Annotated in this window: 12 protein-coding genes; 5 read left to right on the top strand and 7 right to left on the bottom strand. The window is 67.6% G+C overall.

Translation table 11 applies throughout. From position 1 onward, the window contains the following. The 4 genes from QMX81_RS18500 to QMX81_RS18485 form a co-directional block, all read left to right on the top strand. A partial coding sequence (locus tag QMX81_RS18500; RefSeq protein ID WP_282263651.1) for an MFS transporter occupies window positions 1-973 on the top strand: 973 nt, incomplete at its 5' end. Window positions 974-1,073: 100 nt separating this feature from the next. After that, window positions 1,074-1,640: a TetR/AcrR family transcriptional regulator gene (locus tag QMX81_RS18495; RefSeq protein WP_121041399.1), complete on the top strand. Its 567-nt coding sequence runs from the start codon at window positions 1,074-1,076 to the stop codon at window positions 1,638-1,640. Further along, the gene (locus QMX81_RS18490) at window positions 1,637-3,322 is read left to right on the top strand and encodes an MFS transporter (RefSeq protein WP_336619097.1); all 1,686 of its coding nucleotides are present in this window, start codon (window positions 1,637-1,639) and stop codon (window positions 3,320-3,322) included. The genes QMX81_RS18495 and QMX81_RS18490 overlap by 4 nt, the downstream gene beginning before the upstream one ends. An 8-nt stretch (window positions 3,323-3,330) precedes the next feature. Beyond that, window positions 3,331-4,515, top strand: coding sequence for an HlyD family secretion protein (locus QMX81_RS18485; protein ID WP_282263645.1), 1,185 nt, complete (start codon window positions 3,331-3,333; stop codon window positions 4,513-4,515). A gap of 273 nt (window positions 4,516-4,788) precedes the next feature. Here the strand turns inward: QMX81_RS18485 and QMX81_RS18480 are convergent, their stop codons facing one another. From QMX81_RS18480 to creB, 7 genes are all read right to left on the bottom strand, one after another. After that, window positions 4,789-5,274: a Fur family transcriptional regulator gene (locus QMX81_RS18480; RefSeq protein ID WP_019184450.1), complete on the bottom strand. Its 486-nt coding sequence runs from the start codon at window positions 5,272-5,274 to the stop codon at window positions 4,789-4,791. A gap of 16 nt (window positions 5,275-5,290) precedes the next feature. Beyond that, entirely contained in the window at window positions 5,291-6,694 is a 1,404-nt protein-coding gene (gene gltX / locus QMX81_RS18475; protein WP_282263642.1) for a glutamate--tRNA ligase, read from the bottom strand. A gap of 119 nt (window positions 6,695-6,813) precedes the next feature. Beyond that, a complete protein-coding gene (locus tag QMX81_RS18470) occupies window positions 6,814-8,400 on the bottom strand; it encodes a M20/M25/M40 family metallo-hydrolase (protein WP_282263652.1) in 1,587 nt (528 codons plus the stop codon). 100 nt (window positions 8,401-8,500) lie between these two features. After that, window positions 8,501-8,932 (bottom strand): hypothetical protein, encoded by a 432-nt coding sequence (locus QMX81_RS18465; protein ID WP_282263638.1) that lies wholly within the window; start codon window positions 8,930-8,932, stop codon window positions 8,501-8,503. Window positions 8,933-8,941: 9 nt separating this feature from the next. Next, window positions 8,942-10,261 (bottom strand): cell envelope integrity protein CreD, encoded by a 1,320-nt coding sequence (gene creD, locus QMX81_RS18460; RefSeq protein WP_121041389.1) that lies wholly within the window; start codon window positions 10,259-10,261, stop codon window positions 8,942-8,944. A 92-nt stretch (window positions 10,262-10,353) separates the two neighbouring features. Next, entirely contained in the window at window positions 10,354-11,811 is a 1,458-nt protein-coding gene (gene creC / locus QMX81_RS18455; RefSeq protein WP_282263635.1) for a two-component system sensor histidine kinase CreC, read from the bottom strand. Window positions 11,812-11,813: 2 nt separating this feature from the next. Next, entirely contained in the window at window positions 11,814-12,503 is a 690-nt protein-coding gene (creB, locus tag QMX81_RS18450; RefSeq protein ID WP_121041385.1) for a two-component system response regulator CreB, read from the bottom strand. A 45-nt stretch (window positions 12,504-12,548) separates the two neighbouring features. Between creB and rlmJ the strand changes: the two genes are divergently transcribed. Next, window positions 12,549-13,406: a 23S rRNA (adenine(2030)-N(6))-methyltransferase RlmJ gene (rlmJ, locus tag QMX81_RS18445; RefSeq protein ID WP_282263631.1), complete on the top strand. Its 858-nt coding sequence runs from the start codon at window positions 12,549-12,551 to the stop codon at window positions 13,404-13,406. Window positions 13,407-13,492: the final 86 nt, after the last annotated feature.

Genomic DNA, 13,492 nt, shown 5'->3' with positions numbered 1-13,492 from the left:
GCGGGGGGCCGGGCTGCTGCTGGCACCGCTGCTGACCAGCCCGCGGGGCATGACCTTCACCCTCGGCCTGCTGAGGGCCGCCGGCGCCGGCGCCGGCAGCTTCTCGGTCCTGATCGGCGCCACCGCCCACCGCCTGCCGGCCGAAAAGCGGTCGTTCGCCGCCGGCCTCATCAATGCCGGCGGCTCGCTGGGCCAGTTCGTGTTCGCGCCACTGGTCCAATGGATCATCGGCACCGCCGGCTGGGCGCGGGCCATGATCACCATGGCAGTGATCACTTTGCTCTCGGTGCCGCTGGCCTGGCCACTGCGACGTCGTGCCGGCGACCATGCGCCTGTCGCGGGCGCCACCGATGACGGCGGTCTGCCCGCACAGCTGCGCATCGCCGCACGCGATCGCAGCTACTGGTACCTGCATCTGGGCTTCTTCACCTGTGGCCTGCACATCGCCTTCCTGGTCACCCATCTCCCCGGCGAAATCGCGCTGTGCGGGCTCTCGCCCACCGTCGCCTCGTCCTCCATCGCGCTGATTGGCCTGTTCAACGTCGCCGGCAGCCTGATCGTCGGCGCCCTAGGCCAGCGCTACCGCATGAAGTACCTGCTGTTCTGGATGTACGCCAGCCGCGCCGTGATGATCGGGGTCTACCTCGTTGCGCCGCCTACCCCGCTCACCTTCTACGTGTTCTCCGCCGCGCTCGGCTTTACCTGGCTGGCGACCGTTCCGCCCACCGCCGGGCTGGTCGGCAAGCTGTTCGGCCCGCGCTACCTCGGCACCCTGTTCGGCCTGACCCTGCTCTCGCACCAGTTGGGCGGTTTCTTTGGTGCATGGCTCGGCGGCCTGGCGCTGGCGCACACCGGCAACTACCTGTGGATGTGGTACGCCGACATGGGCCTGGCCGTGCTCGCCGCGTTGATCAATCTGCCCATCCGCGAAGCCCGGATGGGCGGCTGTCACGGCGTGCCCGCGCCGCGCTGAGCTCACCCGCCCTCGACATTGCCCGGCGCGCGCCAACCGCGGTGCGCTGAAAGCGACGCAGGCCCTTTCCCGCCGGACAGTTCTGTCCGATGATGCGCGTATGCCTACCCAACGTGCCGACGCGGCCGCCCGCCGCGCCCAGATCCTCGACGCTGCCGATGCCGTGTTCGGTCAGCATGGCGTGACCGCCCCGCTGGACCTGGTGGTCGAGCGTGCCCAGGTCGGCCGGGCCACGCTGTACCGCAACTTCCCTGACCGCGCCGCACTGGTCGAGGCGCTGCTCCAGCGCACGGTCAACCGCATTGCGCGGCAGGTGCAGACCCTCGGCGACCGCGACGACGCATTGTTCGACGTCCTCGAAGGCATGGCCAACCGCATCGTCCAATCGCCTGCCCTCTCCGATTACTGGCGCGCGGTCGATCCTGATCAGATCCCGATCCGCGCCGCCCGCGAAACGATCGTCGAACTGCTGCGCGAACCGATCGCCCGCGCGATCGCCGCCGGCCTGTGCCGCCCCGATCTGGAAACGACGGACATTTCACTCATCTCAGGCATGCTGGGAGCCGCGCTGCGTGGCAAGACGCGTGACGAACGCGCCCGGCTGGCCACGCGCGCCCTGCAATTGCTGCGTGGCGGATTGCGGGGGCCTGCCGACGGGGAGGGATGATGCCGCAGTACCTCAAGCCGGTTCCGGACTGGGAGGAGCACGAAAAACCGACCCTGCCGGGCTCGGCGTCGATGCCGTGGCATCCGCCGCACCGCCGCCTCGCCTACGCCCTGGTCGCGCTGCTGGTCGGCATCACCGGCGGCCTGGGCAATGCCCTGGTCAGCGCCAACCTGCCGTTCCTGCAGGGCCAGCTCGGGCTCACTCCGGCGCAGGGCAGCTGGCTGGTGGCCGCCTATGCGATGGTCAACGTGACCGCCAACCTGCTCGCCTTCAAGTTCCGCCAGCAATACGGCATCCGCCTGTTCGCCGAGATCGGGCTGGGCCTGTACGCCGCGCTGGCGGTGCTGCATCTGTTCGTCGGCACCTTCGAAACCACCGTGCTGATGCGCGCGGCCAGCGGCTTCGCCGGTGCCGCCTGCAGCACCCTGGGCACGCTGTACATGCTGCAGTCGCTGCCGCGCAAATACACCGGCAACCTGCTGGTGATCGGCGTAGGCATCTCCCAACTTGCGGTGCCGATCGCGTGGCTGGTCTCGCCGGGCCTGGTCGACACCGGGCAGTGGCATAACCTGTATCTGTTCGAGGCCGGGCTGGCGCTGTGCGCGTTCGCCGCCGTGGTGGTGCTCAAGCTGCCGCCGGGGGCGCAGATCAAGGCGTTCGAACCGCTCGACTTCCTCACCTTCGCGCTGCTCGCCCCTGCCGTCGGCCTGCTGGTGGTCGTGCTGGCGCAGGGCTACACCCGCTGGTGGCTGGATACGCCGTGGCTGGGCTGGGCGCTGGTCGCCTCGATCGCGCTGTCCACCACCGCCTTCATCATCGAGCACTACCGCCGCAACCCGTTGCTGCAGACGCGCTGGCTGGCCAGCCTGCCGGTGATCCACTTCATCATCGGTGCGTTCCTGATCCGCTTCCTGACCACCGAGCAGTCCTATGGCGTGGTCGGCCTGATGCGTACGCTCGGGATGGGCCCGGACCAGATGCGCCCGTTGTTCGCGGTGATCCTGGCCGGCGTGATCACCGGCATGGCCGCCAGTTCGCTCACCTTCGGCCCGAAGCGACTCATTCCGCAGTTGTTGATGGCCATCCTGCTGCTGGGCAGCGCGGCCCTGCTCGACCAGAGCCGCACCAGCCTGGATCGCCCGCACGACTTCTTCGCCAGCCAGTTCCTGGCGTCCGTCGGCGCCGGCATGTTCATGGGGCCGCTGATCATGCTCGGCATCACCCAGGCCCTGAAGCAGGGCGTGGACCACATGATCACCTTCCTGGTCACGCTCTCCATCACCCAGACCCTGGGTGGCCTGGCCGGCTCGGCCGTGCTGGGCACGTACCAGCTGCACCGCGAGCAGGTGTACTCCGGTGCGCTGGTCAGCCAGCTGGATCCGGCTGACAACGTGGTTGCCCAGCGCTTGAAACAGCAACAGCAGCTTTACGCCAGGCTGATCACCGACCCGGTGCAGCGCAGCGCGCAGGGCACCGCGCAGCTGGCGCAGATCACCCGTCGCGAAGCCAACGTGCGCGCGTTCAATGACGTGTTCGCGCTCAGCGGCCGCGTGGCGCTGGTCTTCCTTGGCTGGTTGCTGCTGCTGGCGGTGCGCACCGCCGTGCTCAAGCAGTGGCGCAAACGCCACGCGCCGACACCTCCCCTTTCCGCGCCGACGCCCGCCAGCGTCGCGCCCCGATGAGCCCGCCCATGTCGACCCAACCCCCGCACGACGATACCGCCCCGGAAAACGTCAACCCACCGCCGCCGACCGACGCTGCGCCCGCCCCTGCGCCGCCACCCGCGGCCGCCCCCTCTGGCGTGCCCAAGTACCTCAAGCCGAGCCTGCGTGCGGTGATCATCATGATCGTGATCGCCCTGATCGGCATCGCGCTGATCCTGCGCGCGTGGTCACTGTGGCCGTTCGAGACGTCCCGGGTGACCACCGACAACGCCTACGTGCGCGGCCAGATCACCGTGCTCGCCCCGCAGGTCAACGGCTATGTCACCGAGGTGCTGGTCAAGGACTTCCAGCACGTCAAACAAGGCGAACCGCTGCTGCGCATCGACGACCGCATCTACCGCGAGAAGGTCGTCCAGGCCGAAGCCGACCTGGACAGCGCCAAGGCCGCGCTGGCCAACTCCGACCAATCCCAGGCGCAGAACCGCGCGCAGATCCAGGCCGCGCAGGCCAACCTGTCTGCTGGCCAGGCCGAGCTCTCGCGCTCGAGGACCGAACTCAAGCGCTACGAAGAACTCGCCGACCAGCAACTGGTCGCCCTCAACGACCGCGACAAGTTCCGCACCACCACGCAATCGGCGCAGGCCAGCGTGCTGCAGTCACAGGCCCAGATCCGCATCGCCGAAGAAACCCTGACCTCCACCCAGGTCGCCCGCAAAGGCCTGGAAGCCCGCGTCGAGACCGCCCAGGCGCAGCTGGAACTGGCGAAGATCGACCTCGCCAACACGGTGATCCAGGCGCCGCGCGACGGTCAGGTCAGCGAAGCCTCGGTGCGCCTGGGCCAATACGTCACCGCCGGTTCGCAGCTGCTGTTCCTGGTGCCCGATACCCTCTGGGTGGTTGCCAATTTCAAGGAGGGCCAGACCTGGAAGATGCGCATCGGGCAACCGGCCACCTTCTCCGTGGATGCCTTCGATGGCCAGAAGCTGCACGGCCACATCGAACAGATCGCCCCGGCGACCGGCTCGGAGTTCAGTGTCCTGCGTCCGGACAACGCCAGTGGCAACTTCACCAAGGTCGTCCAGCGCCTGCCGATCCGCATTTCCATCGACCCCGATCAGCCGCTGGCACCGCGTCTGCGTCCGGGCATGTCGGTGATCGTCAAAGTGGATACCGCCGCCGAAGGGCACGAGCCGGCCGATGCGAAGCCGTAACCCGCCCGCGCGCAGAACGCCAACGCTTTTCCCCACCCCAGTCCGGAACCGTCGGGAAGCGAGTTGGGCAGCCTGGAACGGGACCGTTGGAGCGGCATGGATGCCGCTCACGAGCCCCCAAGGATGGGTTTACGGCGCGTCCCGCTCCAGGTTGCCCGGCTCGCTTCCGCAGCGGGAAACAGAGTGGCTGCTTTCGCAGCAGAAACGAAAAAGCCGCGCAGATGCGCGGCTTTTCAACGTCAATGGCGTACCGACCGACGGTTGGTACCTACCTTACCCCGCACACCGCGCGCACAACCCATGCACTTCCAGCGTCTGCGCCTGCGGCTGGAAACCGAGCTCCTTCGCCCGCTTCTCCAGCTGGCTGACAATCTCCTTGTCCTCCAGCTCCACCGCACTGTGGCAACTGTTGCAGATCAGGAATGGCACCGAATGCTGCGCACTGCTCGGATGGTGGCACGCCACGAACGCATTCACCGATTCCAGCTTGTGCACGAAGCCATTGGCCATCAGGAAATCCAGCGCGCGGTACACCGTCGGCGGGGCGTCGGCACCGACGCCCTTGCCGTTGCGCACCCACTCCAGCAATTCATACGCCTTCACCGGCTTGCCGGCCTCGGCAATCAGGCGCAGTACGTTCGCGCGGATCGGGGTCAGCCGCAGCCCGCGTTCCGAGCACACGCGCTCGACCACCTTCACGAAGTCTGAAGCGTCGTGAACGTGATGGTGCGGAGCGGTACAAGCGGTTTTTGCGGACATGCGCGGTCTCCTGTGGTCAGGCCGTCGGTACTTTAGTGAGTGCGACCTCGATGCGTTTCAAGGCCTCTTCACGCCCGGCCAGGAAGACCGTCTGCGAGATGTCCGGGCTGACCTGGGTGCCGGTGATGGCCACGCGCAGCGGCTGCGCCACCTTGCCCATGCCGATCTCCAGCGCCGTGGCCACGTCATGCAGCGCCGCCGACACGCTCTCCACCGTCCACTCGCCGGCCGCGCCCAACAGCTCGCGGGCCTTGCCCAGCGCCAGTTCCGCGCCGGGCTTGAAGTGCTTGGCCAAAGCGGCTTCGTCGTACTCGGTCAGCGGCTGGTACCAGACCACCGCCTTCTCGGCCATTTCCTTCAGCGTCTGCACGCGGTCGCGCAGCGCCACCACCACGTCCGCCGGCGCAGGACCAGCGTTCAGGTCCAGGCCCAGCTTGTTCAGCTGGTAGACCAGGTGCGGGGCGATGTCGGCCGGCGCTTCCGTCTTCAGGAAGTGCTGGTTGACCCAGCCCAGCTTGGCCATGTCCAGGCGCGCGGCCTTGGAGTTGCAGTGGGTCACATCGAACAGATCGATCAGCTCCTGGCGGCTGAACAGCTCCTGGTCGCCATGCGACCAGCCCAGGCGGGCCAGATAGCTGAGCAGTGCGTCAGGCAGGTAGCCGGCGTCCTTGTACTGCATCACGTCGGCCGCGCCGGTGCGCTTGGACAGCTTCGCGCCCTGCTCGTCCAGGATCATCGGCATATGACCGAACTTCGGCACGGGGGCGCCGATGCCCTCATACAGATTGATCTGGCGCGGGGTGTTGTTGATGTGGTCGTCGCCGCGGATGACCTCGCTGATGCGCATGTCCCAATCGTCCACCACCACCGCGAAGTTGTAGGTGGGGAACCCGTCCGGGCGGAAGATGACCATATCGTCCAGTTCGCTGTTGGCGATCTCGATACGGCCCTTGATCAGGTCGTCGAACACGACCGTGCCCTCCAGCGGGTTCTTGAAGCGGATCACGCGGTTCGGGTCATCCTTGTACGGCAGGCCCAGATCGCGCGCGGCACCGTTGTAACGCGGCTTTTCCTGCTTGGCCATGGCGGCCTCGCGCATCGCATCCAGTTCTTCGCGGGTCTCGTAGGCGTAGTAGGCCTTGCCATCGGCGACCAGCTGCTCGGCCACTTCCAGGTAACGGGCTACGCGCTGGGTCTGGTAGATCGGGCCTTCGTCGTAGCCCAGGCCCAGCCACTCCATCGCCTCCAGGATCGCGTCGATCGCGCCCTGGGTGCTGCGCTCGCGGTCGGTGTCTTCGATGCGCAGCACGAATTCGCCGCCACGGTGACGGGCCTCCAGCCAGCAGTACAGCGCCGTGCGGGCGCCACCAATGTGCAGGTAGCCGGTGGGACTGGGGGCAAAACGGGTGCGGCAGGTCATGGAGGGCTCAGGGCGGGAAACGGAATCCCGGCAATTTTACCCCGCCCCGGCCGCAAACCGGGCACTCCCTGCCCGGCATGGCGTGGGCAGCCCTTTCCAGGCCGCCCACGCGGTAGCCCTCAGGGCGTCAGCAACGGCTTGCGCGGCAGCTTTTCATCGCGCATGGCCGCGTTGTAGACGAACGAGGCCACGATGGCGGCGGCCTGCTTCAGGTCTTCCGGCTCGGCGTGGTCCCAGGTGTCCAGGTTGCTGTGGTGGACGTTGGTGAAGTAGTCCAGGCGGTCCTGGATGAACTGGAACCCGGGCAGGCCGACGCGATCGAATGCGATGTGGTCGGTGCTGCCGGTGTTGCGGGTGGCCACGGTGGTGGCGCCCACATCGTGGAATGGGGCCAGCCACGCTTCGAAGATCGGCACCACGGCCAGGTTCTCCTGCGCGTAGATGCCGCGGAAGCGGCCCGAGCCGTTGTCCATGTTGAAGTACGCCGAAAACTTGTCGTAATCACGCTGGCGCTGCAAAGCGCCGGTGGGTTCACGCATCGAGGCCGGCAACGTGAGCTGCGCCGGGTCGGTCGGCTCGGGGTAGCGCGCAAAGTGCTTGGACACGTAGTCCTGCGAGCCGATCAGCCCCTGCTCCTCGCCACTCCACAGCGCCACGCGGATGGTGCGCTTGGGCTTGGCGCCCACCGCCTTGAGGATGCGCATGGCTTCCATCATCACCGCCACGCCGGCAGCGTTGTCGGCCGCACCGGTGCCGGTGTGCCAGGAATCCATGTGCGCGCCGAGCATCACGATCTCATCGGCCTTGCCACTGCCGCGGATCTCGGCCAGCGTGTTGTAGCCGGGCTGGTCCTGCGTATCGGTGAAGCGGGCTTCGACATTCACGCGCAGCTTGACCGCCTGCTTCTGGTCGACCGCCCGCACCAGCTGGTTGTAGTGCTCGGCCATCATCGCCAGCTCGGGCACGCCGACCGGTTCACCGGCCTTGCGCGAGCCACCGCCACCGACACGGATGATGCCGTTGTCCCAGCCGCTGATGCTGATCGTGGCCAGCACGCCCTGCTCGGCGAAGAAGGCGTTGGTGGCGCGGATCAGTTCCTGCTTCTCCAGGTATTCCTTGGCCTTCTTGGCACGGTCGGCCTTGGCATCGGCGACGTCCTTGGGCACCGCGAACACCTGCAGCTCGGCCAGGCCGGCGTCATCGTGGCGATGCGAATCGGACTTGGTGGCCCGTTCGTAATCGCGTGCATCGTTGAGCAGCAGGATCCTGCCGGCGAGCTTGCCCTTGTACTGATCCAGGTCGGCGAGCTTCTTGATCTCGACCTTGATCACCTCGCCCTCGACCGGGCCGTTGGTGCCCGGGGTCCAGGCCTTCGGCAGCGCATACAGCGGCGCCACGCGCGGGCTCAGCAGTTCCACGCTGGCGTTGCTGAACTCCCAGCCGCGGCCGAACGCATCGAAGGCTTCGTCATGGACGTTGACCAGGCCCCACTCATTGAACTTGCTGCGGGTCCAGGCGTTGGCCTCGCCCATCGCGGGCGAATTGGTCAGGCGCGGGCCGATCTGCTCGGTCAGGTGGCTGAAGGTCGCCATCACCTGCGACCGGTGGAAGGCTTCCTGGCGGATGCGGCTGACCATGTCCAGGTCCACCGTTTCCTTCGTCTGTGCATCGGCGACGCCGCTCAATGCCAATGCCACGCTCAACATGCCCCACTTGAACACGATTACCCCTGCCTCTCGGCCAGACCACGAACAATCCCCGAGTCTATCGGGCGTTGTCCCGGTGCCCCCGGGCCAAGAGTCATGGTCACGCCATCCAGCCGTACCAGAGCTGGCCACGGCCAGGCAGGATCAGCAACCAGCGGCTGCGGTCTTCCGAGGCGCTGGCGTAGACCGCTGCATGCGCCGGCCAGCCCGCAGGCAACCCGCGGATGCCGACCTCACGCAACGCCTGTGCACCCTCACGCCACGGCCGATAGTCGCCACACCAGTGCGGCAGCGGCAGGCGCCCGCGCGCCTGCCGTGCCTGTTCCAGAAAGCGCAGCCCGTGCACGGCGATCGCCTCGCAGGTGGCCGGGGCCAAGCCAAAACGCAGCAGCCCCGGCGCTGCCGGCACCCCAGGCAGTGCCCTCAGCGGTGACGGCCATCCCGAGGCCTCGCCCTCCAGCAGCGAGGCCACCTCCAGCCGGGCGGGCAGCGCCCGGCGCACACGTTCGTGCAGACAGCGGTGCAAGCTCATGTCCGTTCCTCAGCTCAGCCGCGCGCCGAGTTCGTACCAATCGACCCGGCGGGTCACCCACATCACCGCGGCCAGCACGCCGAACAGCAGCAGCGAGCCCATCAGCAGCGCGTTGTTCTCCGAGATCAGCAGCCCATACAGCGCGCCATACAGGGCACTGAGCATCACCGCAAAGCCCAGGCCGCGTTTCCAGCTCTTCAATACGCCGGACAGATAAACGGTCTGGATGCCGATGCACGCCAGTGCCGAGAGCGCATAGGCCTGCCAGAACGCGATGTGCTCGGAGAGGCTGAGCAGCAGCAGGAAGAAGATCGCCAGCGCCAGGCCGACCATCAGGTACTGCAGCGGGTGGATACGCAGCTGCTTGATCAGCTCGAACAGGATGAAGCCGACGAAGGTAAGCAGGATGAAGAGGATGCCGTACTTGCTGGCGCGGTCGGCCTGGGTATACACATCGACCGGATTGACCAGCTCCACGCTCACCGCTTCAGCGTCGATGTCCGGGCGGTTGCGCAGCTGGTGCTGGGCACGCGAGGCCAGCGAAGACACCGCCCACTGGGCGTCGAAACCCTGCGCGTCCACCTTGCGTTCGTTGGGCAGGAAGCTGCCGCCGAACAGCGGGTGCGGCCACGGCGAGCGCAGCGCGATGCGGCTGTCATCGCCCACCGGCACCACCGACAGCGACCGGGTGCCATCCAGCACCAGCTCCAGCTCGACCTTGCTGCCCTTGAGCACGCCACCCCGTTCATCCGCCAGGCCCGGCAAGCCGACATGCAGGCCGGTGCCGATGCCACTGACGCCGCCGGCATCGGGCAACAGCGTCACGGCGTTGCCATCCACACGCAGGTTCGGCGAACCGACCAGGCCACGCACATCGGCGATGCCCACGGTCAGGAAGGGCGTGCCATACACGCGGCCTGCTTTCACCGGGTAGTCGTCATCGGCGAACGCGGCGCTGATCGTGGCCTTCCAGCTATAGACCGGCACGCGGAACAGGCCGACACGGCGCTCGTCCGGCTGCATCACGCCGTCCACCGTGAGCGTGGCCGGCATCTGCAACCACTGGCCCTGCTCGACCTGCTTCTCCTTCTTCTTGGTGCCGGCCGCATCCACCACCTCGACCTCGCGGGTCTCGGTCCACGGCACCACCCGGATCGGGCCGGTCAGAATCTGCGCGCCGGCGCGGCTCTGCGCCACGCGCTGGTAAGCCTCGTCGCGGTACGCCTCACGCTCGCGGATCACGCCCTTGATCAGGCTCAGCGGAATCAGCAGCAACAGGATCAGCCCGCCGACAATGGCGAACCGCAACAGCATCTTCAGGGATTTCATGACCCGTCCTCGGTTGGGAGGGGGCCAGCTTCCCGCGCGCCGGTGTGCGGGGTTTGTGCCGAGTTTGAAGTCTGTGTGAAGTGCGGCGGCGGTCAGCGCCGCGGCGGTACCGAAGGCAGCCGCAACGGCAGCCACAACACCGCCTGCGCACCGCCGCCATCACGGTTGCGAAGGCTGATACGACCGCCGTGCAGGCGCGCCACCTCCTGCACGAACGACAGGCCCAGGCCGGAGCTGCGCTGGCCGGTGCCGGGCCGTGCCAGCGAATAGAAGCGCTCGAACACGCGATCCAGTGCGTACTCGGGCACGCCACTGCCCCGGTCGGCCACGGTCAGGGCGATGCCCTCGCCTTCCGCACGGGCACCGAGCGTGATGCTACCGCCGGCCGGCGAGAACGCCACGGCATTCTCCAGCAGATTATTGAGCGCCTGCCGCAGCAGATAGCCATCGCCCTGCACGCTCTCGGCCTGCGCGTCCACCGCGATCGTGACCCCGGCGGCCTGCGCACGCACCGCCACCGCGTCGGCGGCGGACTCCAGCAACGCCGCCAGTGCGAGGCGCTCGTGCTTCTGCAGCCAGCCGTACTGCTCCACCTCGGCCAGCGCCAACAGCTTGTCGATGGTTTCGGTGAGGCGCTGCGCCTGGCCTTCGATACTGCGCGCGAAGTGCGCCCGATCCGCGTCCGGCAGCGGTTCCTGCAGCAGCTCGGCCGCGCCGCGGATCGCGGCCAGCGGGCTCTTCATTTCATGCGTCAGCGATTGAACGTACTGCTCGACGTAGGCCTTGCCTTCCAGCTTGCGGCGCATGGTTTCCAGCGCCTGGCCCAGGTCACCTATCTCATCGCGGCGCGGCTTCGGCGGCGGCACCGGTTCACCGGCGCTGACCGCCTTGGCATAGCGGTTGAGACGGTTCACGCCGTGCATCAGCCACGCGGTCATCAGCAGCCCGATCAGCGCCGACAGACCGATCAGCCAGGCACCGCGCTTCATGATGGCGCGCTGGCTGGCCGCGATGAACGGATCGATGCTGCGGTTGGGCTGGGCCAGGCTGAGCACACCGATCAAGCGGCGTCCGTCGGCCGGATCGAAGATCGGCGCGGCCACGTGCATCACCGAGTGGGTGTCGTCGCCGGGCGTCTCCGGGCTGGAGCGCGCGCCGTATTCGCCGCGCAGCGTCCGGTAGACATCGTTCCAGCGTGAGTTGTCGCGCCCCACATCGCGGCCGGTCGAGTCGTACACCACGATGCCCTTGGCATCGGTGATGGTGACCTGGTAATCCAGCGTGCGCTTGGGAAAACGCCACACCATCGCTTTCGGGTCGCGGCGCTTGGCACGCGCCAGATCGGCGACGAAGCGGCCGTCGCGGATCTGCCCGGCCTTGAGATCGTCCGCCGCCATTTCCGCCAGCACGTTGGCTGCATCGACCAACGTGGATTCCATCGCCTGGCGCACGCCGGGCTTCACTTCGTTGACGAAAATGCGCATCACGAAGAACGCGGCGATACCTACGATCAGGAAGAAGCCCAGGAACAGTTTCAGGCCCAGCCGCATGCCTACACCTCCAGTGCGTAGCCCAGGCCACGGTGGGTGCGGATCGGGTCGGTCTCGGCGCCCGCGGCACGCAGCTTGGCGCGCAGGGTTTTGACGTGGGTATCGACGGTGCGGTCGGCGCTGTCAGCGTCGCTGTCCCAGCCGCGGTCCATCAGCTGGGCGCGGCTGAGGATCGCGCCGGGGCGCTGCAGCAGGGCCGCCATCAGCGCGTATTCGTAGCGGGTCAGATCCAGCGGCTGGTCACCGAAGCGGATCCGGCTGCCCTCGCGGTCGATCGAGAAGCGCCCAAGCTGCTGCCAGCCGGTGGTGTCGGCAGGGGCCGCGGACCGGCGCAGGCGCGCCCGTACCCGCGCCACCAGCTCGCGCGGCGAGAACGGCTTGGCCATGTAGTCATCCGCGCCCAGTTCCAGGCCGAGTACGCGGTCGAATTCGTCATTGCGCGCGGTCAGGAAGATCACCGGCACCTCACTGAAGGTCCGCAGGGTGCGGCAGACCTCGAAACCGCTCATGTCCGGCAGGCCGACATCCAGCACCACCACATCGAAGGCGTGCTGGCGCAGGCGGGCCAGCGCCTCACCGCCGAGCAGGCAATGCTGGGCGCCGTAGCCCTCACTGCGCAGTGCATACAGAACGGTATCGGCGATGGCGGTTTCGTCCTCGACCACCAGGACGTTGTGCAGGGGGTGGCTCATGCGCGCAGCATAGCCGCTGGGCCCGCCGCCCCGTACACTGCGCCGATGAATTACCGCCACGCCTTCCATGCCGGCAACCATGCCGATGTGCTCAAGCACATCGTGCAGCTTGCCCTGCTCGACACCTTCAAGCGCAAGGACAGCCCGTTCTTCGTGCTGGACACCCACGGCGGCGCAGGCCGCTACCTGCTGGCCAGCGAGGAAAGCCGCAAGACGCTGGAGGCCGAAGACGGCGTGATGCGCCTGATGGCCCAGCCGCAGCTGCCCGCGGTGGTGGAGCGCTACCTCAAGGCGGTCCAGGCCGACAACCCGGTCGGGGCGATGATCAGCTACCCCGGCTCGCCGCTGCTGACCGCCCAGACCCTGCGCGAGCAGGACCGCATGGCCGTCTGCGAAGTGCAGGATGCCGAAGCCACAGCGCTGAAGGCACTGTTCGCCCATGACAGCCGGGTGGCCGTGTATCACGCCGATGGCTATGCCCAGAACAAGAAGCTGCTGCCGCCCAAGGCCAACGGCGTGAAGATCGGCCGTGGGCTGGTCCTGATCGACCCGCCCTACGAGGGGCAGGACGCCGAGTACCAGGCCATCCTGGCCTCGGTGACCGAGATTCTGGGCCGTTGGCCGCAGGCCAGCTTTGCGATCTGGTTCCCGATCAAGCAGCGCCGGACCATCCTGCATTTCCTGCGCAAGGCCTGTGCCCTGCCGGTGAAATCGGTGCTGACCGCCGAGCTGCTGATCCGCCCGGACGACTCCCCGCTGCGGCTCAATGGCAGCGGCATGCTGCTGCTGAACCCGCCGTGGCAGTTCGACCAGGTCCTGGCCCCGGCCATGCCGGCGCTCAAGCAGCACCTGGGCGAGGCCGGCGCCTCGACCCGCCTGCAGTGGCTCAAGCAGGCCGAATGACCCCCTTCAGGCCAGGCCGGGCTCCCGGCCTGGCCGCCTCCTCCCGGCCGGCTCGGCGGGAGTGGTCCGTTGACGGCACGCTGCAC

This window comes from Stenotrophomonas sp. PS02301, from assembly GCF_029959485.1.
GTDB lineage: Bacteria > Pseudomonadota > Gammaproteobacteria > Xanthomonadales > Xanthomonadaceae > Stenotrophomonas > Stenotrophomonas maltophilia_Z.
Note: the sequence above shows the minus strand (reverse complement) of the source record. Positions and strands in the feature narration are given on the sequence as shown.

Bases quoted from the DNA above. Each gene is read 5' to 3' on its own strand.
- QMX81_RS18495 (WP_121041399.1), top strand. From the start codon at position 1,074: ATGCCTACCCAACGTGCCGACGCGGCCGCCCGCCGCGCCCAGATCCTC.
- QMX81_RS18490 (WP_336619097.1), top strand. From the start codon at position 1,637: ATGATGCCGCAGTACCTCAAGCCGGTTCCGGACTGGGAGGAGCACGAA.
- QMX81_RS18485 (WP_282263645.1), top strand. From the start codon at position 3,331: ATGTCGACCCAACCCCCGCACGACGATACCGCCCCGGAAAACGTCAAC.
- QMX81_RS18480 (WP_019184450.1), bottom strand. From the start codon at position 5,274: ATGTCCGCAAAAACCGCTTGTACCGCTCCGCACCATCACGTTCACGAC.
- gltX (WP_282263642.1), bottom strand. From the start codon at position 6,694: ATGACCTGCCGCACCCGTTTTGCCCCCAGTCCCACCGGCTACCTGCAC.
- QMX81_RS18470 (WP_282263652.1), bottom strand. From the start codon at position 8,400: ATGTTGAGCGTGGCATTGGCATTGAGCGGCGTCGCCGATGCACAGACG.
- QMX81_RS18465 (WP_282263638.1), bottom strand. From the start codon at position 8,932: ATGAGCTTGCACCGCTGTCTGCACGAACGTGTGCGCCGGGCGCTGCCC.
- creD (WP_121041389.1), bottom strand. From the start codon at position 10,261: ATGAAATCCCTGAAGATGCTGTTGCGGTTCGCCATTGTCGGCGGGCTG.
- creC (WP_282263635.1), bottom strand. From the start codon at position 11,811: ATGCGGCTGGGCCTGAAACTGTTCCTGGGCTTCTTCCTGATCGTAGGT.
- creB (WP_121041385.1), bottom strand. From the start codon at position 12,503: ATGAGCCACCCCCTGCACAACGTCCTGGTGGTCGAGGACGAAACCGCC.
- rlmJ (WP_282263631.1), top strand. From the start codon at position 12,549: ATGAATTACCGCCACGCCTTCCATGCCGGCAACCATGCCGATGTGCTC.